The organism is Paraburkholderia fungorum (genome assembly GCF_902833645.1).
Taxonomy (GTDB): Bacteria; Pseudomonadota; Gammaproteobacteria; order Burkholderiales; family Burkholderiaceae; genus Paraburkholderia; species Paraburkholderia fungorum.
Genome location: NZ_CADFGE010000002.1, coordinates 320,726 through 341,836, shown reverse-complemented (window position 1 = coordinate 341,836; position 21,111 = coordinate 320,726). Strand labels below are relative to the sequence as shown.

Annotated in this window: 21 protein-coding genes; 14 read left to right on the top strand and 7 right to left on the bottom strand. The window is 62.4% G+C overall.

Annotation, left to right across the window (positions count from 1 at the left end; translation table 11 throughout):
- Positions 1-138: 138 nt before the first annotated feature.
- Positions 139-3,462, bottom strand: coding sequence for an autotransporter outer membrane beta-barrel domain-containing protein (locus HWX91_RS08220; RefSeq protein WP_042273988.1), 3,324 nt, complete (start codon positions 3,460-3,462; stop codon positions 139-141).
- Between the two features lie 340 nt (positions 3,463-3,802).
- Here HWX91_RS08220 and HWX91_RS08215 point away from each other — a divergent pair, with 340 nt between their 5' ends.
- Entirely contained in the window at positions 3,803-4,852 is a 1,050-nt protein-coding gene (locus HWX91_RS08215) for an aldo/keto reductase (RefSeq protein WP_028194652.1), read from the top strand.
- A 34-nt stretch (positions 4,853-4,886) separates the two neighbouring features.
- Here HWX91_RS08215 and HWX91_RS08210 read toward each other — a convergent pair whose 3' ends face one another.
- Entirely contained in the window at positions 4,887-5,183 is a 297-nt protein-coding gene (locus HWX91_RS08210) for a carboxymuconolactone decarboxylase family protein (protein WP_042273986.1), read from the bottom strand.
- Between the two features lie 177 nt (positions 5,184-5,360).
- Here HWX91_RS08210 and HWX91_RS08205 point away from each other — a divergent pair, with 177 nt between their 5' ends.
- A complete protein-coding gene (locus HWX91_RS08205; RefSeq protein WP_028194650.1) occupies positions 5,361-6,419 on the top strand; it encodes an AraC family transcriptional regulator in 1,059 nt (352 codons plus the stop codon).
- 3 nt (positions 6,420-6,422) lie between these two features.
- Here the strand turns inward: HWX91_RS08205 and HWX91_RS08200 are convergent, their stop codons facing one another.
- The 3 genes from HWX91_RS08200 to HWX91_RS08190 all read right to left on the bottom strand — a co-directional run bounded on the left by HWX91_RS08200 (position 6,423) and on the right by HWX91_RS08190 (position 8,086).
- The gene (locus HWX91_RS08200; protein WP_028194649.1) at positions 6,423-6,992 is read right to left on the bottom strand and encodes an FUSC family protein; all 570 of its coding nucleotides are present in this window, start codon (positions 6,990-6,992) and stop codon (positions 6,423-6,425) included.
- Positions 6,993-7,140: 148 nt separating this feature from the next.
- Positions 7,141-7,563 carry a DUF3175 domain-containing protein gene (locus HWX91_RS08195; RefSeq protein ID WP_028194648.1) on the bottom strand — a complete coding sequence of 141 codons (423 nt, stop codon included), beginning with the start codon at positions 7,561-7,563 and terminating at the stop codon, positions 7,141-7,143.
- 16 nt (positions 7,564-7,579) lie between these two features.
- Entirely contained in the window at positions 7,580-8,086 is a 507-nt protein-coding gene (locus HWX91_RS08190; protein WP_028194647.1) for a PRC-barrel domain-containing protein, read from the bottom strand.
- A gap of 224 nt (positions 8,087-8,310) precedes the next feature.
- On the opposite strand from HWX91_RS08190, the gene HWX91_RS08185 reads away from it, so the two are divergent.
- The 3 genes from HWX91_RS08185 (at position 8,311) to HWX91_RS08175 (ending at position 9,896) form a co-directional block, all read left to right on the top strand.
- The gene (locus HWX91_RS08185; protein WP_028194646.1) at positions 8,311-8,874 is read left to right on the top strand and encodes a DUF4142 domain-containing protein; all 564 of its coding nucleotides are present in this window, start codon (positions 8,311-8,313) and stop codon (positions 8,872-8,874) included.
- Positions 8,871-9,215: a DUF1488 family protein gene (locus HWX91_RS08180; RefSeq protein WP_028194645.1), complete on the top strand. Its 345-nt coding sequence runs from the start codon at positions 8,871-8,873 to the stop codon at positions 9,213-9,215. Before HWX91_RS08185 ends, HWX91_RS08180 begins: the two co-directional genes overlap by 4 nt.
- A gap of 99 nt (positions 9,216-9,314) precedes the next feature.
- Positions 9,315-9,896: a membrane protein gene (locus HWX91_RS08175; RefSeq protein ID WP_028194644.1), complete on the top strand. Its 582-nt coding sequence runs from the start codon at positions 9,315-9,317 to the stop codon at positions 9,894-9,896.
- Positions 9,897-10,004: 108 nt separating this feature from the next.
- On the opposite strand, the gene HWX91_RS08170 is transcribed toward HWX91_RS08175, so the two are convergent.
- On the bottom strand, positions 10,005-10,343 hold the full coding sequence (locus HWX91_RS08170; protein ID WP_028194643.1) for a BON domain-containing protein: 339 nt from the start codon (positions 10,341-10,343) through the stop codon (positions 10,005-10,007).
- Positions 10,344-10,742: 399 nt separating this feature from the next.
- Between HWX91_RS08170 and HWX91_RS08165 the strand changes: the two genes are divergently transcribed.
- From HWX91_RS08165 to HWX91_RS08130, 8 genes are all read left to right on the top strand, one after another.
- Complete coding sequence (locus HWX91_RS08165) at positions 10,743-12,248, top strand: RNA polymerase factor sigma-54 (protein ID WP_028194642.1); 1,506 nt, start codon at positions 10,743-10,745, stop codon at positions 12,246-12,248.
- 138 nt (positions 12,249-12,386) lie between these two features.
- Positions 12,387-13,574 carry a pyridoxal phosphate-dependent aminotransferase gene (locus HWX91_RS08160; RefSeq protein ID WP_028194641.1) on the top strand — a complete coding sequence of 396 codons (1,188 nt, stop codon included), beginning with the start codon at positions 12,387-12,389 and terminating at the stop codon, positions 13,572-13,574.
- Between the two features lie 292 nt (positions 13,575-13,866).
- The gene (locus HWX91_RS08155) at positions 13,867-15,663 is read left to right on the top strand and encodes a S10 family peptidase (protein WP_028194640.1); all 1,797 of its coding nucleotides are present in this window, start codon (positions 13,867-13,869) and stop codon (positions 15,661-15,663) included.
- A 63-nt stretch (positions 15,664-15,726) separates the two neighbouring features.
- On the top strand, positions 15,727-16,473 hold the full coding sequence (locus HWX91_RS08150; RefSeq protein ID WP_028194639.1) for a FadR/GntR family transcriptional regulator: 747 nt from the start codon (positions 15,727-15,729) through the stop codon (positions 16,471-16,473).
- A gap of 336 nt (positions 16,474-16,809) precedes the next feature.
- Entirely contained in the window at positions 16,810-17,553 is a 744-nt protein-coding gene (locus HWX91_RS08145; RefSeq protein ID WP_028194638.1) for a (Fe-S)-binding protein, read from the top strand.
- Entirely contained in the window at positions 17,550-18,941 is a 1,392-nt protein-coding gene (locus tag HWX91_RS08140) for a lactate utilization protein B (protein ID WP_028194637.1), read from the top strand. The genes HWX91_RS08145 and HWX91_RS08140 overlap by 4 nt, the downstream gene beginning before the upstream one ends.
- Complete coding sequence (locus tag HWX91_RS08135; protein WP_028194636.1) at positions 18,928-19,515, top strand: LutC/YkgG family protein; 588 nt, start codon at positions 18,928-18,930, stop codon at positions 19,513-19,515. Before HWX91_RS08140 ends, HWX91_RS08135 begins: the two co-directional genes overlap by 14 nt.
- Before the next feature lie 153 nt (positions 19,516-19,668).
- A complete protein-coding gene (locus HWX91_RS08130) occupies positions 19,669-20,094 on the top strand; it encodes a type IV toxin-antitoxin system AbiEi family antitoxin domain-containing protein (RefSeq protein ID WP_028194635.1) in 426 nt (141 codons plus the stop codon).
- On the opposite strand, the gene HWX91_RS40625 is transcribed toward HWX91_RS08130, so the two are convergent.
- Complete coding sequence (locus HWX91_RS40625; RefSeq protein ID WP_244144048.1) at positions 20,069-20,308, bottom strand: hypothetical protein; 240 nt, start codon at positions 20,306-20,308, stop codon at positions 20,069-20,071. The two genes, HWX91_RS08130 and HWX91_RS40625, sit on opposite strands and share 26 nt — an antisense overlap.
- On the opposite strand from HWX91_RS40625, the gene HWX91_RS08125 reads away from it, so the two are divergent.
- On the top strand, positions 20,204-21,013 hold the full coding sequence (locus tag HWX91_RS08125) for a nucleotidyl transferase AbiEii/AbiGii toxin family protein (protein WP_244144043.1): 810 nt from the start codon (positions 20,204-20,206) through the stop codon (positions 21,011-21,013). The two genes, HWX91_RS40625 and HWX91_RS08125, sit on opposite strands and share 105 nt — an antisense overlap.
- The last annotated feature ends 98 nt before the right edge of the window (positions 21,014-21,111 follow it).

Sequence of the window (21,111 nt, the reverse complement as noted above, 5' to 3'; positions counted from 1 at the left end):
AGCGTTCAGTCTGGCAGGTTTTTACCGGCTTTGCCGAGGGCCGACCGGGGGCGAGGAAGGTGTGAAGCGCGCTGGCAATTGCTACCGGCGCGGATCGTGCCGCGCCGCACCGGTAGCGCTTAGCTGGCTATGCGGAAACTACCAGATCCAGCGCACGCCCGCGTCGCCGGTTATCGTTCTCTGATGCGCGCCGCCCAGGTTCGTCAGCCAGCCGAGCGTCGCGAACACGCTGCCGGACGCGCTGAATTTGCCGACCACACCCGCGCCGAGCTGCGCCTCGGTTTGTCCGACCGTCCCCTGCATGACGGTTCCTCCGCCGAAGGTGACTTTGTCGTCGGCACCGAATTCGCGCAAGAGGCTGACGCGCAGATAAGGGCGCCATGCTGTCGCGAAGGCATCGAACTGACCTTGCAGGCGCGCACCGATTCGTCCGACAAAAGTATTGCCGCTATTGAAGCCGACACTCGACACCCCGTCGTTGAAATCGGACAGCGCAAGGTGCTGCCACACGAGTTGCGCCTGCGGTTCGAGCGAGAGGCCCGCACCGAGCGGAATCGGCAAGCCGCCTTCGAGCGAACCGGTGACCGCATTCCCGTGCGTCGTCGTGCCGACGCCGTCGCGCGAGCGCGGATCGACGTTCGGCGAGCTTCCCATCAGCACGGCGTCGGTGTACCAGCCGCTCGGGCCGACATGGGTCCAGTAACCGCCGAGGCTATACGCGTTGATCGCAAGGTGGCCCACCGCGAGATTGGGCATGCCGAGCGCAAAGCCGTCGACGTCGCCGGTGGCCCGCGCGAAACCGACGAACACGCCGTAGTGGTTGCGCTGGCCGCTCGCGCCGTGATCCGCGTAAAGATCCTGGCCGGCCTGAATGCCGTACACGGACCCGTCGAATTGCGGACTTGCCGTACCGCTCTGGCTCAACACGCTATGACCACCCCATACGCGGCCCCATGCGGCAGGCAATGTGCCGCTTTCGCTCAATAAGGCCTGATCGCCCAGGCGGTCGTGAAACGTATCGATCTGCATCAGGCCGAGTTCACGCGCGACACCGGGCGCCGCGGCGTAGATCGGCACTTCGACGCGATAGAGCGGCGTGGCGGCCGAGCCGGCCGGCGGTGCGGGCGGCAAGGGCGGTGTGCCCTCGGCTGCAACCGGCACGCCGGGTTCGGCGACCGGGGGCTCGCCGGGCGTGCCAGGCGGCTCGCCCGGTGTAGCCGTGGGCAGTGGCGCGACCGTATTGCGCAGATACCAGTTGTCCGTTGTACCGCCGCTCACACCGCCTTTGGCGAGGTAGTAAGAGTACGCGCCGGCCTTCACCGGTGTGGCCAGCGTGAACGCGCTCGAAGCCGTGGTGGCGCCGTTGGCCCCCTTAACCAGCTCGATGCCGTCCGCAATCGTTTGCGCGCCCTGGCCGCCGATGTTCGTGACTTGCAGACGGGTCGAACCGCTGGCCGTCCCGGCGCTCAGTACGAGGCGATCGGACGCCGCGCCGTCGCCGGCGACAACGGTGTTCAGTCCGATGGTGCCATTCTGGCCGGTATAGTTGCCCGTCACGTTCAGCACATTGCCGACGCCGGCGCTGGCCGGACCGCCAATCTGCACGAGTCCTGCATTGAGCAGTGAGCCGTTTATCGAGAACGCGCCGGTCCCCTCGCTGGCCAACAAGGGCAGTGCATTCGCCACCGCCAGCGTGCCATTGTTCTGGACGGCGCCCGTCACGCTGCCATAGCCGCCGAGCGTCGCGCCGGCGGCCACCGTGGTGGCGCCGCCGCCGGTCAGCGCGGCGTTCGCATGGCTAGCGTCGCCGATCGCGAGACTGCCCGCGGCGACCGTGGTGGGGCCGCTATAGGTGCTCACGCCGGTCATCAGCAAACTGCCGCTGCCGGCTTTCGTCAAGGCGCCGCTTCCGCTTACGGCCTGCGTGAGTGTGGAGTTGAACGCTTGTGTGTCGATGGCGCCGCCGCCCGCTGCCAGTGTTATTGCGCGCGTGCCGGCGAGGTCGAAGCTCGAGGTCAATTGCAAGGTGCCGCTGTTGAACGTCAGACCACCTGTGTTCGCGCCGAGCGCATTGTCCGCGCCCACCGCGATTCCGCCTTGATCGATAGTCGTACCGCCCGAGTAGGTGTTGCCGGTGGTCGCCGTCGGCGCGAGCGTCAATACGCCGGCGCCAGTTTTATCGACCGCGCCGGTGCCGCTGATCGTTCCTGCGTAGGTGCCCGCGCTGTCCTGGGCAAAGCGTACCAGGCCATTGTCGGTGACGCTCGCGGGCAGGTTCTGCGCATTCGCCTGCAAGGTCGCGCCGCTATCGACCAGCGCCGTCGCGCTTGCGCCGAGTGTACCGGTGAGACTGAGCGTGCCGGTTTGCACATGCGCGAGCGAGAAGGTCCCGCTGCCGGTCCAGTTCCACAGCGCCCCTTGCATCAGCAAGGTCTGAAAATTGGTAAACGCGTTCGATGCGGTGCCGGAGCCTTGCAGGATCACCGTGGCCGTTCCTCCGGCGCCGCCGTCGGCCGCGCCGTTGATCACGGAGCCGGTTTGCAGGATCAGCGTGTTGTTGCCGTTGCCCATCGTGATCGCCGTGCCGATGCCGCTCTGCACGAGTCCGGCATTCGTGATGGTGCTGCTGCCATTGAGCGTGCGGATGCCGGAGCCGTTCTGGCTGATGATGCTGCCGCCCGCGAGGTTCTGGATCGTTGCCACGAAGCTCGATCCCGCGGTATTCGAGAACACCGCATCGGAGCCGGCACCGCTCGCGGTGATCGTGCCGCTGTTGATCAACTGGTCGTTATTGCCTTGCAGATAAGCGGTTGGACTGTTCGCGCCGGAGGTGGACAGCGTGCCGCTGTTGTTGATGGTGCCGTTGCCGCCCAGAATCGATGCGGCGCGTGCGTTGCTGCCCGAGGTCGTCACCGTGCCGCTGTTGATCAGCGTGTTGTTCGACTGCCCGACGTTCGTTTGTCCCCACGCGGCCGTCATGCCGTAAGCGTTGGGGCCGCTGGTCGTGATCGAGCCGCGGTTGGTCAGTGTGTTGCCGCTGCCGTTGGCGGCCATGCCGTCGTTATAGGCGCCGCTCGTGGTGATGCTGGCGCCGTTCGCGTTGGTGATCTGATTGCCGTTGTTCACGCCGAGCAGCACGGCGCCGCGCGCGGTGCCGGTGCCGCCGCCGCCCGTCAGCGAGAAAGTGCCGCTGCTGGTGATCGTGCTGTTGGTGTCGACGCTGAAGACGACCGGGGTGGCACTGCGTACGAAGTTGCCAGAGGTGGTGTTGTCGGCATTGATCGTCACACCGGTGCTGCCGGTTTGCGCGACGACGGCGGGGAGGCCGCTGCCCGAGCAGGAGACTGTGGTGCCGCTCGGCGGCGCGGTATTGCTGCACGCGGCCATCGCGGAAGGGGTGAGCGCCCTGGAGAGCAGGACGACGCTGCCCAGGCCGATTCCAAACTTTTTCTTCTTCTTCATACGCGTGGTCCTTTTGGTAAAGGCACTGCACCATACGAGCGGAATGGTCCGACTTATACACGTCTTACCGAAACTTTCCAAATGCCCCTGGCATAACTGACGAATATGTTGCAAATCGCCGACGCTTGCCGGAGACCCGCATGGCGACTGGCTCACCAGGGATCGGACTGTTTTTCCAGGCGAAACATTCAGCGGTAACAGTGACGTCTCGCTGTAATGAATTTGAAACATACGTCCGTTCGGTGGCTGCTTGTGCGACGTGTCGCGCGCTGTGGAAATTTGCCGGGTGAAGTACTCTGTAGGGCTCACCGAACCACGAATCTTCAATGGAGTCTCGACGATGCGATACAACCCGTTAGGCCGTACCGGTGTGTTTGTTTCAGAGCTATGCCTGGGCACGATGACCTTCGGCGGTGGCGAAGGCATGTGGAAGCAGATTGGCGATCTGCAGCAAGGGGACGCGGAGCGGCTGGTCGGCCGGGCGCTCGATGCCGGCATCAATTTCATCGACACCGCCGACGTCTACGCGGAAGGACTGTCCGAACAGATTACAGGCCAGGCGCTGAAGAACCTTAAAGTGCCGCGCGACAAAGTTGTGGTCGCAACCAAAGTGTTCGGTCCAACGGCCGGGTTTCCGAACGCACGCGGCGCTTCGCGCTATCACATCATCGACGGTGTCAAGGCGAGCCTGAAACGCCTGCAACTCGATCACGTCGACCTGTATCAGATCCATGGCTTCGATCCGGCCACGCCGATCGAGGAAACCGTGCGCGCGCTCGACACGCTGGTTCAGCATGGCCACGTGCGCTACGTCGGCGTGTCGAACTGGGCCGCGTGGCAGATCGTGAAGGCGCTGGGCATTGCGGAGCGTCTCGGTCTCGCGCGCTTTGAAACGCTACAGGCGTATTACACGCTGGCGGGACGCGACCTCGAACGCGAGCTCGTGCCGATGCTGCGCAGCGAGGGGCTTGGGCTGATGGTGTGGAGTCCGCTCGCGGGCGGCTTGCTGAGCGGTAAATATGGGCGTGAGCAGCAGGGCGAAGCGGGCAGCCGCCGCACCACCTTCGATTTTCCGCCGGTCAATCGCGAACGCGCTTACGACTGCATCGACGTGATGCGCGATCTCGCGGAGGCGAAGAACGTTTCGGTGGCGCAGATCGCGCTCGCGTGGCTGCTGCATCAACGCGTGGTGAGCACGGTCATCGTCGGGGCGAAGAAAATCGAGCAACTCGACGACAACATTGCGGCGACCAGTGTCACGCTGAACGCCGACGAACTGGCGAAGCTCGACAAGGTCAGCGTATTGCCGGCCGAGTACCCGGGCTGGATGCTGGAGCGCCAGGGCGAGGCGCGCCGCAAACAGCTTGAAGAAGCGCGCCATCCGCTCTAGCCCGTGCAAGGCGTATGGGAAGCTGCGGCTTCCCTCACGCCGAGGGTGACTGGTCCGCCTGATAAGCGGCCACGGCGTCCATGGTGCGCGCCGAGTACACCATCGCGGCGCCCGCATTCACCGCGATCGCGACACCGAGCGCTTCGGCGATTTCTTCGCGGGTCGCGCCGTGCTTCAGCGCTTCGGCGGTGTGCACGGTGATACAGCCGTCGCATCGTGCGGTTACCGCGACCGCCAGCGAGATCAGTTCGCGCGTCTTCGCGCCGAGCAGGTCAGCCTTCTGACCCGCGGCTGAGATCGTTTGATAACCCTTCACCGTATCCGGCGACATTTTGGCGATCTCGCCGATACGGCCGAACAGTTCCTTGCGGTAATCGATTCAGTTCCTCGTGACAGAGCTCCTTGGTTGGGGGCAAGCCGGCGGATGCCGGTGCCGTGAGACAAAGTATTGCGCTGTGCCGCGACATCCTGAATACTCGATTCGCTCAACTTTTAGCGCGATCGTCTCATGGATACCCTTAGCCGGCTGATCGACCTTGCCAGGCCGCAAGCCAGCCTCGACCTGCGTTGCCTGTTCAGCGGCGGCTTCGACGTCGATCATGCGCCGATGGAGGCGGGAATTGCGCCTTTTCACCTGGTGCTGGACGGCGCTTGCGTCGTCGAGACGGCGAGTGGCGAGCAGCTTGAATTGCGCGCGGGGGATTTCATGCTGTTTCCACGCGGCGCCGCGCATCGGGTGCGCGATATCGGCCGGGCTGGCGGCGGCGCACCGATCAGGTTGGGTCATGACGGCATGCTGCCTGTGCGCCGCAATGATGGTCGCGATGCTGAGCGCAGTCACGCCGTCAATGAAGCCTGTCCTGCGGCATGCAACCCGGCACGCAATCCCGTCGGCAATGGCGGCAATGGCGGCGACACGCGCGATTCGAGCGGCGAGTGCGACCTCGGCGTGGATCTGGATCTTCTGTGCGGCCGGTTCGTCTACGCGCCCGGTTCCTCCGCGTTGTTGCTCGACGCGCTGCCCGATCCGTTGCATGTGTCGCTCGGCGGCGTGCAAACACTGGGCGCGCTGCAGACGGTGATTATGCTGATGCGTACCGAAGCCGAACGGCGTCAGCCTGGCGCGCTTGCAATCGTCACCGCACTGAGCCTTGCACTCTTCGCAATGGCCCTGCGCATGCATGGGGAACGGCATGCATCCAGTCCTGGCGTGCTGGCTCTACTGGCCGATGCGCGCCTCGGTGCGTCTGTCCAAAACATGCTGAGCATGCCCGAGCGAGCATGGACGATCGCGGAACTGGGTGAGATCGCCGCGATGTCCCGCGCGACTTACGCGCGCCACTTTAACGAGCGCGCGGGTATGAGCGTGATGGACTTTCTCACGCGGATTCGCATGACGATTGCGTGCGACCTGCTGCGGCGCACGCAGCGTAGCGCCGCGGAGATCGGCGAGACGGTGGGGTATCAATCGGAAGCCGCGTTCGGCAAGGCGTTCCAGCAGAGCGTAGGGGTGACGCCGGGACGTTACCGGCGTCAACCGCATGAGAGCGATCGGAATGCCCGTTAAGGGTTAAGTCTTCCCGGGTCTGCCGAACCAGCGTTTCTCGATCGACGACATGATCAGAGTCACCAGCAGCGCGCAGATCGTGCCCAGCGTGACTTCGCCGAGGCGCAGCAGAGCCTTGTCCCATGGCGAACCGGTGCCCGGCACCAGCAGCATGATGGTCGCGGTAATGCCGCCCAAACGCGCGGCGCTGCCGACGTTCACGACCCAGCAGGTCAGGATTGCCACGGCGACGGTGGCCGCATAAGCCGCGAGATTGCCGCCGCCGAGCGTTGCGCCGACGAGGCCGCAAATGCCCCCGACCATCGCGCCGATGAACTGATCGCGCGAGAGATTGCGGGTGTCGATATAACTGTGCTGACTCACCGCGATCGCCGTAATCGCAGCCCAGAATGCCTGTTCGGTATGCAGCCAGCGCCCGATAGCGAAAGCGAGGCTGGCGCCGGCCACCGCCTGCGCGGCCATCACGCCGCCTTCGGCCAGGCGGTCGCCGAGCGGCAGCGTCTTGAGAAAAGCAAACAGCGAATTGGCGGCATTCGCGCGTTCTGCGCGTCTTGAGTTGTCGGGAGCGGTCATCGAACGGGAGGAACCTGTTGCAGCGTGCAAGGAATCGTATTCTAGCGACTCCGTTCTGGCGACTCCGTTTGTGACCACGCAGGCAGGGGCCGCCATGCAAACGAAGCATGCGCGGCCGGTTGAGGGTTAAGCATCCGGACACGTCATCTCATGGTGCGCGTCCGAACGCCTCACGCAACTTGCGTTTGGCCTGTTGCAAGGTGTCGCGGCGCGCTTTCGGCAGATTCCTGCCTGCGCGATTGATATAGAAGTTCAGCATCGACATCGCCGACTGGAACGGCGTGCCCTTGCGGCGGCGGCTTCGCGTCGACGATCGTTTCAGCGATTCGGCGATCGACTCCGCGCTGCCGGTTTTGAAAATATCGTGCTCGATATCCATCGCATCGCTGGTCTCCATGACGTGATGCGACCACTTCTGCGGCTGCCTGGCGCGGCTTCGGCTGGCGGTTTTCGCGCGATGCGCCGCATGCGCGCGAGCATGCCTTTGACGTGGCGGACGCCCGGACTTGCCGCCCGTGGCGGGGCGTTTCGATTTGCTGCTGGTCTTGCCGGTGGCTTTCCTCGCGCCCATGATTTTGCCTCCCGTCCTATAGCTTTACGCCGCCGGCTTCCGGCGCATCCGACGAAGCCGCCGAAATGTCGCCAACCCCCACGTCGTCGCGCCGATGATACGGGGCGGGTCCCCAGTAAGGCTCGCTGCCGTAGTACTGATGCACGGAGGTGGCCCAGGTCTGGTCAGCCATCGCCGGCCAGTGATCCTTGTCGAACCCCGGTGCATTTTTCACACGCTCGGCCGTCATATCGAGGACGAAACACTTCCGCTGCGTGTCGAGCGTCAACGCACGCCACGGAATGGCCAGCAGCTTGTCGCCGATGCCGAGAAAGCCGCCGCTCGAGAGGACTACATACGCGATGCGGCCCGAGCCGACGTCGAGCATGATGTCCTTGACCTTGCCGATATCCTCGCCGTCGCTGCTGATCACCTTGTTGCCGTCGAGGGTGGCGGCTGCCATCACCTCGGGGCCCGGACCGTCGGCGGTCTCACTGCCTTTGCCTACGATACGTGCGCCTTGGGTCTGAGTCTGGTTGGCCATGACGTTTCTCCTTTACGTTTCGATGTAGGGAGAACTGAGCAACCAGCATTCCTTCGATTTGCGGCGAGTGATGCATCACAAGGCATAAGGCTTGCTCTGCATTTGCTCTGTAGCTTGCTATGTATTTCGACGACAGCGTGGAGAGCACCGTGCACGGCAGCACGCGATTGGCGGCCAGGTTGGCCGGCCCGCTTCGATAGACAGGTTGACCAGGGAGAAAATGCATGAAATTCCGGTATTCCCTACAAGTGATGACCGTTGCGCTAGGGTTTGGCGTGGCGTCGGTCGGCACCGTGTGCGCGCAAGCCAGCGACGCTCCCGCGAGCGACGCGCCCACGAGCGCCACTCAACTTTCGCCGGCAGACCAGCAGTTCGTGCAGGATGCCTCGCAGTCCGACGCCACCGAGATCGCGGCAAGCAGGATCGCGCTCAAGAACTCGAGCGATCCGCACGTCAAGAAATTCGCGCAACAGATGATCGCCGACCATACGAAACTCTCGCACGGCATGGCCGCGCTCGTCGCGAAGAAGGGGCTCACCGTGACGCCGGCAGCCGACTCCGCGCTGGTCGGCAAACTGCAGACGCTCAAAGGTCGCGAATTCGATCAGGCCTATGTCGAGCAGATCGGACTGGAGGCGCACCAGCGCGCGGTCGATCTGTTCCAGCAGGAGAGCCAGAGCGGTACCGATTCGCAGTTGAAGGCGGCCGCCGCGCATGCGTTGCCGACCATCAGACATCATCTCGCGATGGCGCAACAACTCGCCGGCGCAATGAAGGGTTCGTCATGAGCGCGACCCTGCCGCGTCCGGCCTATGAGGATTCCCTTATGCACATTACTTTTCCCGACGACCCGCCGGTCTTCGACGGCGCGAATCTGACCGTGCAATTCATGGCGCGCGTCGATGGCGAAACGGTCGTGTGCGCGATCAGCGCCGAAGCGCTGGAAGATCATTTCGGCGCCGATTCCGCGCTCGAATCCGCGTTGATCACAGCCTTCAACCGGGGCCGCAACCGTATCCGTTCGGTTTGCGCGGAAGCACTCGACCGCAACGGTGGGGAAGGCGTAGTGTTGCATAGTGGACTGTTCAGGGTGGAAGGCATGGAACCCGATCGCGGCGCCGCCGCGTAGTTCTGATAGATGCCTGCCGTCTGCGCGCATTTGTGCAGCGCAAAAGGCCGCGCGGCGGCAAGGTCCGCGAAACGCGACTTAACGATGCAAGGAGGCCTTATGTCACTCATCGTCGCAGCACGCTTCACCACTTTTCCCGCCGCTGAAGATGCGGCGCAAAAACTCTTCAACGCGGGGTTCGTCGAAGAAGACGTCACGCTGTTTTTTGTCAATCCGCGCGGCCAGCACGCACGCTACCCGATTGGCGGCGATACTGGCACCGACCCGGCCGCGAAGGAAGCGCCGAAAGGCGCGGGTATCGGCGTCACCATTGGAGCGGTGGCGGGGGCGGTAGTCGGCGTCGGTATATTTGCGACTTTCTCGGCGCCGCTGCTCGTGTCGCTGATTGCAGCGGGCGTCGGTGCTTACGTGGGCTCGCTGATCGGCGCCATGTTGCGCACGCGTGAACGCGGTCATACCGGCCATCACGTGGCGTTTCACGAGGAGTCGCGCGACTCCGGCGTGCTGGTCGCCGTTCATGTGTCGCCCGACAATCAGTTCGACGCGGCTCGCGTCTTGCGCGAAGCAGGGGGCGCGGCGATCGAGCGCGCGAGCGGGCGCTGGCAGCAAGGGCGTTGGGCCGATTTCGATCCACGCAAAACGCCTGAACCGCTCAACGAATTCAGTGAGAAGCATGCCTGAGTGAAGCGAGCAATGCACACGGTTTCGTTCAAGCGTAGACGTGGTTAATCACAAACGGCCCGACAAATTGTCGGGCCGTTTGCATTCCAGCGGGAGAATCGTCCGCGCTTATTCCGCGACGACCTTCAAATGGTTCTTCACGCTCGAGACGCCATCGACGCCTTTCACGACTTCGCCTGCCGCAGCCTTGTCGTCGGCAGTCGGCACGGAACCCGTGAGCCATACCACGCCCTTGCGGGTCTTCACGTGAATGTGGGTCGACTTGACGTTCTTCGCGCTGAGCAGTTCAGCCTTGGCCTTGGTGGTGATGGTGCCGTCGTCCACGTGCTGGCCGATGGTTTCGGATGCTGCCGACGGGGCCGATGCACTGGTCTGCGCCGTAGCGTTCAGTGCGAATGCAACACAAGCGATGCTGCCGGCGGTTTTCAGAAGTTGGATAGTCTTCATGGTTTCTCCATTGGGTATTGATGAAGGATGCGTTCAAAGATGCAGTCATTGCCTGCGATCGTCTGCTGGCGACGAGCTGCGCCCGTCCACACCGAGTTCATCCGCAAGGTATGTGCCTGGCCCGCCGCAGCATGGCGCGCTGCCGGAAAAAGCCGTTACCGCCCATGCATTTAGGCTGAAGAATAGGAGGACACGCCGGTGCGGTCCGCCTGCCGGCGCCGCACCGGCCATAGGACCGGAAATTGCCGGGTACTTGTAAAAATGGGGCTCGGCGCCTGCGCAATCGGCGGGCCTGAAAACGCAAAACTTAGAAAAAACAGCGTGTTGGGAAAGCTGGTATGACAGTTGCTCTATAGAGGTCACGTACGATTTTTCAGCTAATAACCGGACCTCACTACAATGCCGTCAATTGAACTACGCACAAGGCAGTCTCTCGCACTCACGCCTCGTCTGCAGCAATCGGTGCGTCTGTTGCAGTTGTCGTCTCTGGAGTTTCAGCAGGAGTTGCGCACCGCGCTCGATACCAATCCGTTTCTCGAATACGACTCGACCGACACGGAAGACGTCGCGCTCGCCACTACAACGCCAGGCGAAGACTCTGGCGCTACGCCCGCCACGGACCAGGTCGCCGCGGCCGAGTCCGAATCACCGCTGGCTGAAAGCAGCGGCAGCGACACCATGGAAAGCGCGGGGCCAGACGATATGCCCGGTGATTTTTCGGGCGAGTTTTCGGGCGACTACACGGGTGACTACAGCAGCCGTGGTTCGTCGCGCCAGAACGGCGACTCGGAAAACAGCGATCCCGCGGAATGGGCGCGCGCCCAACCGACCTTGCGTGAGCAACTGCACGACTCGTTGCGCCTGTACCGACTCGACGACCGCGACCGCGCGGTGGCCCGCTTCATCATCGAGGCACTCGATGACGATGGTTATCTGCGTCAGGAGTTGAGCGAGCTTGCGGAAAGTGTCGACCTTACGCCTGAATTGACGGAAGAAGAATTGCTGGTCGCGCTGCGCCTCGTGCAATCGCTCGACCGTCCCGGCCTCGGCGCCCGCTCGCTGTCCGAGTGCCTGTCGCTGCAAATCGACGCGCTACCCGCGGATACACCGGGACGCGATGTGGCGAAGCAAATCGTCGAGCATCATCTCGAACGTCTCGCGCGTCGCGAACAGGCTGAACTGCAAAAGCAGATCGGCTGTAGCGCTACGGAATTGCGCGTGGCCTGCGCGCTGGTGCGCAAGCTTGATCCGAAGCCGGGCAACAGCTACGGCCGTACCGACGACAACTACGTGGTGCCGGACGTTATCGTGCGCCAGGTGCGCAACAAGTGGGTGGTGTCGATCAATCCGGCCGTGCAGCCGCGTGCTCGCATCCATCGCATGTATGCGGAGTTGTTCGCGCAGTCGGCCGGTGCGAGCCGTTCGCCGCTCGCGCAGCAATTGCAGGAAGCGCGCTGGCTGATCCGCAATGCGCAGCAGCGCTTCGATACGATTCAGCGCGTGGCCGAGTGCATCGTCGCGCATCAGAAGGCCTTCTTCCAGTACGGTGAAATCGCGCTCAAGCCGATGGTGCTGCGCGACGTGGCCGAAGAGCTCGGTCTGCATGAGTCCACGATCTCGCGCGCGACCGGCAACAAATATATGGCTACGCCGCGTGGCATCTTCGAGTTCAAGCACTTCTTCCCGCGTGAACTCGGCACGGAAAGCGGCGGCACCTGCTCGGCCGCGGCCGTGCGTGCGCTGCTCAAGGAAATGATCGCCGCGGAAAACACGCAGGACCCGCTGTCGGACGTAACGCTCGCGAAGATGCTCGCCGATCAGGGCGTGCTGGTGGCGCGGCGTACGGTGGCCAAGTACCGCCATCTGATGAAAGTGCCGCCGGCCGAACTGCGCCGCCAGGTCTGAACGTTCTTCACTGCCGTTAAAGCCGGGATTCACCGTAGAGTCGCGCGAGATTGACCGCTCGCGTGACTCTTTTTCGTATCTGGACGTTTCGCGCGTGCCCCATTACATTGGCGGGTCAAGTCGAAACGGGATGAGTCAATGAAGTACTCGAATCTGGTCGAGCGTTTGCAAGGCAGGCGCACGTCGGCGTGGGAAATCCACCGTGTTGCCCAGCAGGCGCTCGCCAACGGTGAAGACGTGATCGTGCTGAGCGTGGGCGACCCTGACTTCGCGACACCCGCGCCGATCGTCGAACGTGCAATCGAGGCGTTGCGCGGCGGCGATACGCATTACAGCGCCGTCTCGGGGCGTGAGCCGCTGCGTGCGGCGATTGCCGAAGAACATGTGCGCACCACCGGTTGCGCCGTGAGCGCGGCCAACGTGATTCTGACGGCGGGGGCGCAGAACGGCGTGTTTGCCACCTCGCTGTGTCTGCTGGAAGCAGGCGACGAAGTGATCGTCCCCGAGCCGATGTATCTTACGTACGAGGCCTGCGTGCGCGCCGCGGGCGCCACGCTCGTGCCGGTGCCGGTCGACTCCGCGCGGGCGTTTCACCTCGACTGCGACGCGCTCGAGGCGGCGCTCACGCCGCGCACCAAGGCCATCTTCTTTGCCACACCCTGCAATCCGACCGGCGTGGTGATGCCGCGTGCCGACCTCGAACGCATCGCGCAGCTTGCCTGCCGGCATGATCTGTGGGTGCTGTCCGACGAGGTCTATGCCGATCTCACGTTCGAGCGCGAGCACGTCAGTATCGCCGCGATGCCGGGCATGGCGGAGCGCACAGTGACGCTCGGCAGCCTGTCGAAATCGCATGCCATGGCAGGCTGGCGCGTGGGTTGGGCAATTGGGCCGGCTCTCCTGACCGAGCATATGGGGCGGCTCGCGCTGGCGATGCTCTATGGCTTGCCGGGTTTCATCCAGCAGGCCGCGCTGACGGCTCTGCAGAACAAGGCGCCGATCGTAGCCGGGATGCGCGAGCTATACCGGCGTCGTCGCGACGTCGTGTTCGAACGGTTGCGCCACGTGCCGGGTTTGCGTTGCCTGTTGCCGGAAGCCGGCATGTTCATGATGGTCGATGTCAGCGGCACCGGTCTCCACACGGTCGATTTCACCTGGCAACTGTTTCGGGCTCAAGGCGTATCGTTGCTCGACGCCAGTGCGTTTGGCGAAACGGCGAACGGTTTCGTGCGGCTGGGTTTCGTAGTCGACGAAGCGAGCCTGATCGATGCATGCGAGCGGATTGCCGCATTTGTCGGGGGATTGCCGGCACACAACCGGGCGTAGGGGGAAACGGGCGCAAAGAACGCTGATGAAAGCTCGGACACAGGTGGACCGCTGGCGGGGGCAGGATAATTGGTCGGCTTTCTTAACTGTTTCGAATTGCTTTCGTTTCTCCTCGAAGAAGCAACGCGGTGCAGGGGACGGGCTTTTTTGAGCCGGTTAGAGTCCGTTAAAGCCCGTTAGAGCCCGTTTTCGATTGACGTCGTTCATGCTTGCGTCAAGAATCGTTCGCCGAGTTCGTCTTAGTCTGGACGGCCGGAATATCGGCGCCTATCGACTTGCGGACGGAAACTGCATGGCCATTCGCTTTTATCTCGCGTTGCGCCGGTCATTGATGGCCGGATCCGTGGCGGCCGCGCTGATTGCGATGGCGCTTGTCTTCGCCGTTATCGCCGCGTTCAGCCAGATGTGCGTGGCAGCCGAACTGGACGAACCTTCCGCTGCCACCGCCGGCTCGGGAACCGCCGCGTTGCCGGCCAGTCCGGCGAGCGCGCCCGGCAAACCGGGTACCCAGGCGGGAACAGCCGGTCAGGCCGTCGATGCGAACGGTCAGCCAGTCAGGGCGCCTGGCGCCAATCCTGCACGCCCTGGCCGTCCGCTACGGGTTGCCGCCGCCAGTCAGAACGAATCGGAAGACAACGCGCCGCATAACGCCAAGCCGGAAACTCCGGCGATTCCGGTGCCGCCGGAGAACGCCACGGCGACGCAGCATTCGATCCGGCTCGGCGGCCGCAAGATCGATTACACCGCGACCGCTGGCAACCTGCTGCTGCGTGACAATAGCGGCCAGGCCAATGCGAGCGTGTTCTATATCGCCTATACCGTGGCTACGAAAAATCCCGCGACGCGTCCCGTCACCTTCCTCTTCAACGGCGGACCGGGTGCGGGCACTGTGTTTCTGATGATCGGATCGTTCGGTCCGAAGCGGGTGCGCACGGCGAGTCCCGCGAACACGCCGCCCGCGCCGTATGTGCTGGATGACAACCCCGATAGTCTGCTCGACACCACCGACCTGGTGTTTATCGACGCCGTGGGGGCCGGCTTGTCGAGAATCGTTGGGCACGGCACGGGGAAGGACTTCTGGGGTGTCGATAAAGACCTCGCCGCGTTTTCGCAGTTCATCGATCGCTACCTGACGGTCAACCAGCGTTGGAATTCGCCGAAATATCTGCTCGGCGAATCGTACGGAACCGCGCGCGCCGCGATGCTCGCGTATGAGCTGGGACAAAACAATATCTCGCTCAATGGCGTGATCCTGATGTCCTCGGTGCTCGATTCCGCGGCGTTTTCACCGGGCTCCGATTTCCAGAGCGAAAGCTATTTGCCGAGCTTCGCGGCCGTTGCCTGGTATCACGACAAGATCGTGCCGAAGCCGGCCAACCTGCCGGCTTTTCTCGACGAAGCCCGCGCGTTCGCCCGAGGGCCTTATGCGCAAGCGCTTGCGCAGGGCGACGCATTACCCGACGCGCAGCGCGACGAGATTGCCGCGCGCGTCGCGCAGTTCACCGGACTCGACGTCGATTATGTGAAGCGAAGCCGCCTGCGCCTCTATCCGTCGCGCTTTCGCGATCAGTTGCTGCGCGATCGATCGCGCAGCGTCGGCCGTTTCGATGCGCGTTTCGAAGGGCTCGAGTACGACGGGGTGTCGGAGCGGCCCGATTTCGATGCGTCGGTGGCCGGGGCGTCGAGCGCTTTCGATGCCGCGCTTCATCAGCATCTGGCGCAGGATCTGCACTTCACGCCCGCGGACCGCTATCGCGTCTTCAATAACGAGGCGTTGACGCAATGGGACTGGAAGCATCGCGAGTGGTGGGGGGAACACCTGAACGAGCCGTACGCCGCAGGCGATCTCGCCGAAGCGATGCGGCAGAACCCGCATCTGCGCGTGATGTCGGCGAACGGGTATTTCGACCTTGCCACGCCGTTCTATGCAACCGAGTACGCGCTTGCGCATCTGGGCGTCGATGCGCAACTGCATGCCAACGTGCGTATCGCCTACTACCCGACCGGCCACATGATCTATCTCGACGATGCCGCGTTGCATACCCTCAAGCGGGATCTGGCGAGCTTCTATGCGGCGGGTGCGAGCTAGCTTCGTCAGTGGCGCAAGGTCGGCGAACGGTATAATTCGTCCACTTCTTCACCCGCGCCGCCCATGCCATTTCTCCCGATCCAGTCCTTCACGCGCAAACGACTTTCCGACGTGGTGTCCGACCAGATCAAGCAACTGATCTCGGACGGCGCACTGATGCCGGGCGACCGGTTGCCGGCCGAACGGGATCTGGCCACGCAACTCGGCGTGTCGCGGCCGTCGTTGCGGGAGGCGTTGATCAGGCTGGAAGCGGACGGCTATATTGAAACGTCGGGGCGGGGCGGTTTTACGGTTGTCGACGTCACCGCGCCGATCATTTCCAAGCCGCTTGCCGAACTGCTGCTGCAGAATCCGCGTACCAGTGCCGATATTCTCGAACTGCGCCAGGGTCTCGAATCGATTTCAACAGTGTATGCGGCGCAACGTGCCACGGCGGCCGATCTGCAGAAAATTACCGAAGCATTCGAAGCGTTGAAGGCTGGCTCGCAGTCGCAAGATCGCGTGAACCTGGCGGAACTGGACGCCGCGTTTCACCTCGCGATTGCCGACTCTACGCATAACATCGCGCTTGCCCATGTGATGCACGGCATCCATACGCTGATTCGCGAAGGCATGCGTCAGTACCATCGCCTGATCGATTATGACGAGGCGATGGAAAAACAGTTGATGAGTCAGCATCAGGCCATCTATGACGCGGTCATCGCGCGTGACGCGCAAAAGGCGCGCAAGGCCGCCGAGCGGCATTTGACCTTTGTGCGTGAAATGTACAAAGACGACGCGACGAAACCTGCGCCGAGCGTGATTTCCTGATTCTGCCGGGCGTCTGATGTTCCGGTTTATCTGAGCTTTCGAAGTCCATGCGCGCTCGCTGCGCGAGCGGCGCATTGCGCGCCTGCGCGCCTCCTGTCGACCCACTCAACTCGCTCCTGCTCTGATTTCCGGTTGACATCGTGCGGTGCGCTCCTTATATAATTCATGGTCAGACCAACATGACCAGTCTGACTGAGTGCTCACAATGCATGCTCACGACGAGCGACCGCGCTGACTGGCCAGACGCATGGCGTCGGCGGAAAACAGCTGCGCCGCGACGATTCCAGCACTAGAGTGGATGAATCGCCGGCCGCCGCCTTTCTTTTCAATGAGCTTATGAAAGTCGCCCTGTTTATCCCGTGTTTTATCGATGCGTTCTACCCCGAGGTGGGCATCGCCACGCTCGAATTGCTCGAACGCTTCGGCATCGAGGTCGACTATCCGCAGGAGCAAACCTGCTGCGGCCAGCCGATGGCCAACAGCGGCGCGCAAGCCGAGGCCGCCGGCGCCGAGCGCGTGTTCGCGCACAACTTCGCCGGCTACGACTACATCGTCGGGCCGTCCGCGAGTTGCATCCATCACGTGCGCGAGCATTTGACCGCGATCGCGCAGACCGATGAAGTCGCGAAGGTTCGTGCCAACGCCTATGAGCTCGTCGAATTTCTGCACGACGTGGTCGGCGCGCGCGAGTTTCCATGGGCCGAGTTTCCGCATCGCGTCGGGCTGCATAACAGTTGTAGCGCGTTGCGGCATCTGAAGGAAGCATCGGTTTCGGAGATCTCCGCGACGCCGTTTTCGAAGCCACGCACCTTGCTCGAAGGCGTTAAGGGCATCGAGTTCGTCAAACCGTCGCGGCCCGACGAATGCTGTGGTTTCGGCGGCACCTTCTCGGTGACCGAGGAGCCGGTGTCGGTCCGCATGGGACAGGACAAAGTCCGCGATCATCTCAATGCGGGCGCCGAGTACATCGTATCGGGCGACATGTCGTGCCTGATGCACCAGCAAGGTTGCGCGGAACGCATGAAAGCCGACGCGCGCTTCATTCATATCGCGCAGGTCCTTAACGGAGCACGCGCATGAGCCGGGTCGATCACGCGAAAGCCGCGGGCGCTTTCATCAGGAAGACGGAGCACGTCGCGTTTCACGACAAGCGTCTATGGGATTTGCGCGAGAAGCGCGATGCGCAGGCGCACGGCATTGCGGAATGGGAGACGCTGCGCGACCTGGCGTCGGGTATCAAGGAACACACGCTGTCGCATCTGTCGGACTACCTCGAGCAGTTCGCCGCCGCGGCTGAAGCCAACGGCGTTGTGGTGCATTGGGCCGCGACAGCGGAAGAACACAACGCGCTGGTTCACAAGCTGATGTCCGAGCGCGGCATGACCACGCTCGTCAAAAGCAAGTCGATGCTCACCGACGAATGCAAGATGCGCGAGTATCTCGAGCCGCGCGGCATCACGGTGATGGAAACCGATCTCGGCGAGCGCATCCAGCAACTCGATCACCAGGACCCGAGCCACATGGTGGTGCCCGCGGTCCATAAATTACGCGCCGACGTGGCCGAACTGTTCGGCCGCACCATCGGCACCGATCCGAACAACAGCGATATTCATTACCTCGCCGAAAGCCAGCGGATGAACACGCGGCCGTATTTCGTCGCCGGCAAAACCGCCGGCATGACGGGCTGCAATTTCGCGGTGGCGGAGACGGGCACGGTGGTTGTGTGTACTAACGAAGGCAATGCCGACCTGTCGGCGAATGTGCCGCCTTTGCATATCGCGTCGATCGGTATAGAAAAGCTGATTCCCAAGGTGTCGGATCTCGGCGTCTTCATCCGAATGCTGTCGCGCAGTGCGCTCGGTTCGCCGATTACGCAATACACCTCGCATTTTCGCGCGCCGCGTCCGGGCACCGAGATGCATTTCATCCTCGTCGATCATGGCCGTTCGGAGCGGCTTGCGATGGAGGATTTCTGGTACTCGCTCAAATGCATTCGTTGCGGCGCGTGTATGAATACCTGCCCCGTGTACCGGCGCAGCGGCGGTTTGTCGTATGGCGGCACGTATTCAGGGCCGATTGGCGCGATCATCAATCCGACTTTCGATCTGAAGCGCTATAGCGCGTTGCCGTTCGCGTCGACGCTCAACGGCAGTTGCACGAATGTGTGTCCGGTGAAGATCAATATTCACGAGCAGATCTACAAATGGCGCACGGTGATCGCCGAGCGTCACGAGGTGCCGTTCGTGAAGCAGGAAGTGTTGAAAATGGCGGGGCGTCTGCTCGCGAGTCCGACGCTATATCGGGCGACGGTGTCGTCGATGGGCGGCGCGCTGCGGCGGCTGCCGAATTTCGTGCTGTACAACCCGCTCAATATCTGGGGCCGGCAGCGTGAGTTGCCGGAGGCGCCGAAGCTGACCTTCCACGCCTGGTACAAGAAGAATCGCGGAGGTGGCGATGGCAACGCGTGAAGCTTTTCTGGCGAAGGTGCGCGAGGCACAACCGGCGGCGCGTCCGCGGCCTGAAGTGCCGTTGTTCGCTTCGCAGGGCGGGGATTTGCGGGCGCGCTTCACGGCCGCATTGCAGGCGATGGGCGGCACGTGCGTGGACGTGTCGGCGGCGGCCGACGTGCCGGCGCTGATCCGTGAGCGGTTCGGCGACGCGGTGTCGGTGGCCTCGGCGACTTTCGAAGTGCCCGGCACGCGGGAGATCACGGCGGAAACCGAGCCGGCTTCATTGCAGGACGTCGAGGTGGGCGTGGTGCGGGCGCGCTTCGGTGTCGCTGAAACGGGTTCGGTGTGGTTCAGCGAGCGCGAGTATGGCGTCAATGCGCTGGGGTACATCGTGCAGCATCTGGTGGTGCTGCTCGATCCGGCGCAGTTGCTCGACGGTTTGCAGGACGTGTACCGACGCGATGACTTTCGCGACGCGCGCTTTGCCGCGTTGGTTACAGGCCCTTCGGCCACGGCGGATATTGAAGGCGTGCTGATTCGCGGCGCGCAGGGGGTGAGGTCGTTGACGGTGGTGTGGGTGGCGGGGTCGTAAGGGATCTGGTGCAGGCCTGGCTCCAGGGGACGACGCCCGATCTCATCCGGGCACGTGTTATACTAACTCGATGATCGGTATTTGTTCGATTTTTGTTATTATAATCATTGGGTTGCATGTTGATTTAGGTCAACTCTATGAGCGGAGTTTGTCATGGTCCTCGAAGACCGGCTGAAGATAGCAATTGCCAGGCGGGAGTCCGATGTGTTCCTGCGGACCGAGCTTGCCCGTCTTGGTAGCGAGGCCCAGCTTGGCCGGGCGCTTCGCAAACTGCTCGACAGTGGGGTCATCGTTAAACTCGGCGTTGGCGTGTATGCAAAAGCCAAGCGTAGTGTCCTGTCAGGCGTACCGATCCCGGTTCAGCCGGTTGAGGTTCTAGCCGAGCAAGCCTTGACGAGGATGGGTGTCGAGGTCTACCCGAGCAGGCAAGTCGAGTTGTACAACGCGGGTGAAACGACTCAATTGCCGGCCGGCACGGTAATCAACACCGGCAATCGCCGCATCGTGCGGAAATTAGGTTTCGGCAATAAAACTGTTCAATATGAAAATAATCTCAGAAGAACAGAAAGAGCTTATTGATTCGATTACCGCGGAAGGGCTGGCCGGAAACCTCTCTGCCTTCGTTCTCGAGAAAGATATCCACGTCACTGACGCCTTGCATGCGTTGGCGAAACTTCAGCATCGGCACATTCAGTTCGTTTTTTGCGGTGGTACGAGCCTGTCCAAGGCGCATGGTCTGATCGAACGGATGTCCGAAGACGTCGATCTGAAAGTGGTGTTGAATGCCGATCACGGGTTCACGCAAAGCGGCGTGAAGACTCATCTCGGCAAGCTAAAAAACGCCGTAATCGACGCGATGAAGGCACTGGGCTTCCACTTCGTCGAAGAAGAAAAACGGGCTCTTAACGCGAACCGTTACTTCGCGTCCGGTTGGCGTTACAACACGCGCTATACCGCTCACACCAGCTTACGACCTCATTTAAGCCTCGAATTTACAGTGCGTACGCCGAGCTTTGCCGTTGTGCAAAAACCTATCGGCTATCTGATCGACCGTTTGGCGGGCCGCGAAAGGGCGCCGATCCGTATGCCGTGTGTGGCTATCGAAGAAACACTCGCGGAAAAAGTCCTGTCGTTTTTGCGCCGTCACGCGGAACACAGAGCCGGCGTGCGGGAAAAGTGGGATCAGGCATTGGTGCGCCACATTTACGACACCTATTGCATCGTGGGCTCGAACGCGGCGTTCGTCGATCGAGCGGCTGCCCACTTTAAAGACTGTGTCGAATACGATCGCGGAGAGTTTCACCATCACGCCGCGTTTGTCGACGATCCAAAGCAATCCATGACCGCGGCTCTCGCGACTGCGGAAACAGAAGCGCAGACGAAACGTGAGTATGAGCAGGTGCTGCTGCCGCTTGTCTATGGAGCGATGAGGCCGACGTTCGGAGAGGCCTTCGCAGTGTTCAAGTCCACGGCGTCGAAGCTTCTGGCAACGCTTTGAGAACCGCTACACGTCGCACCACTTTCAATAAGGCGTAGGTTAGCTGGTTCTTCCACGGTTTTTGCTATCATCACTGTATAAACATACAGGTTCCGTCA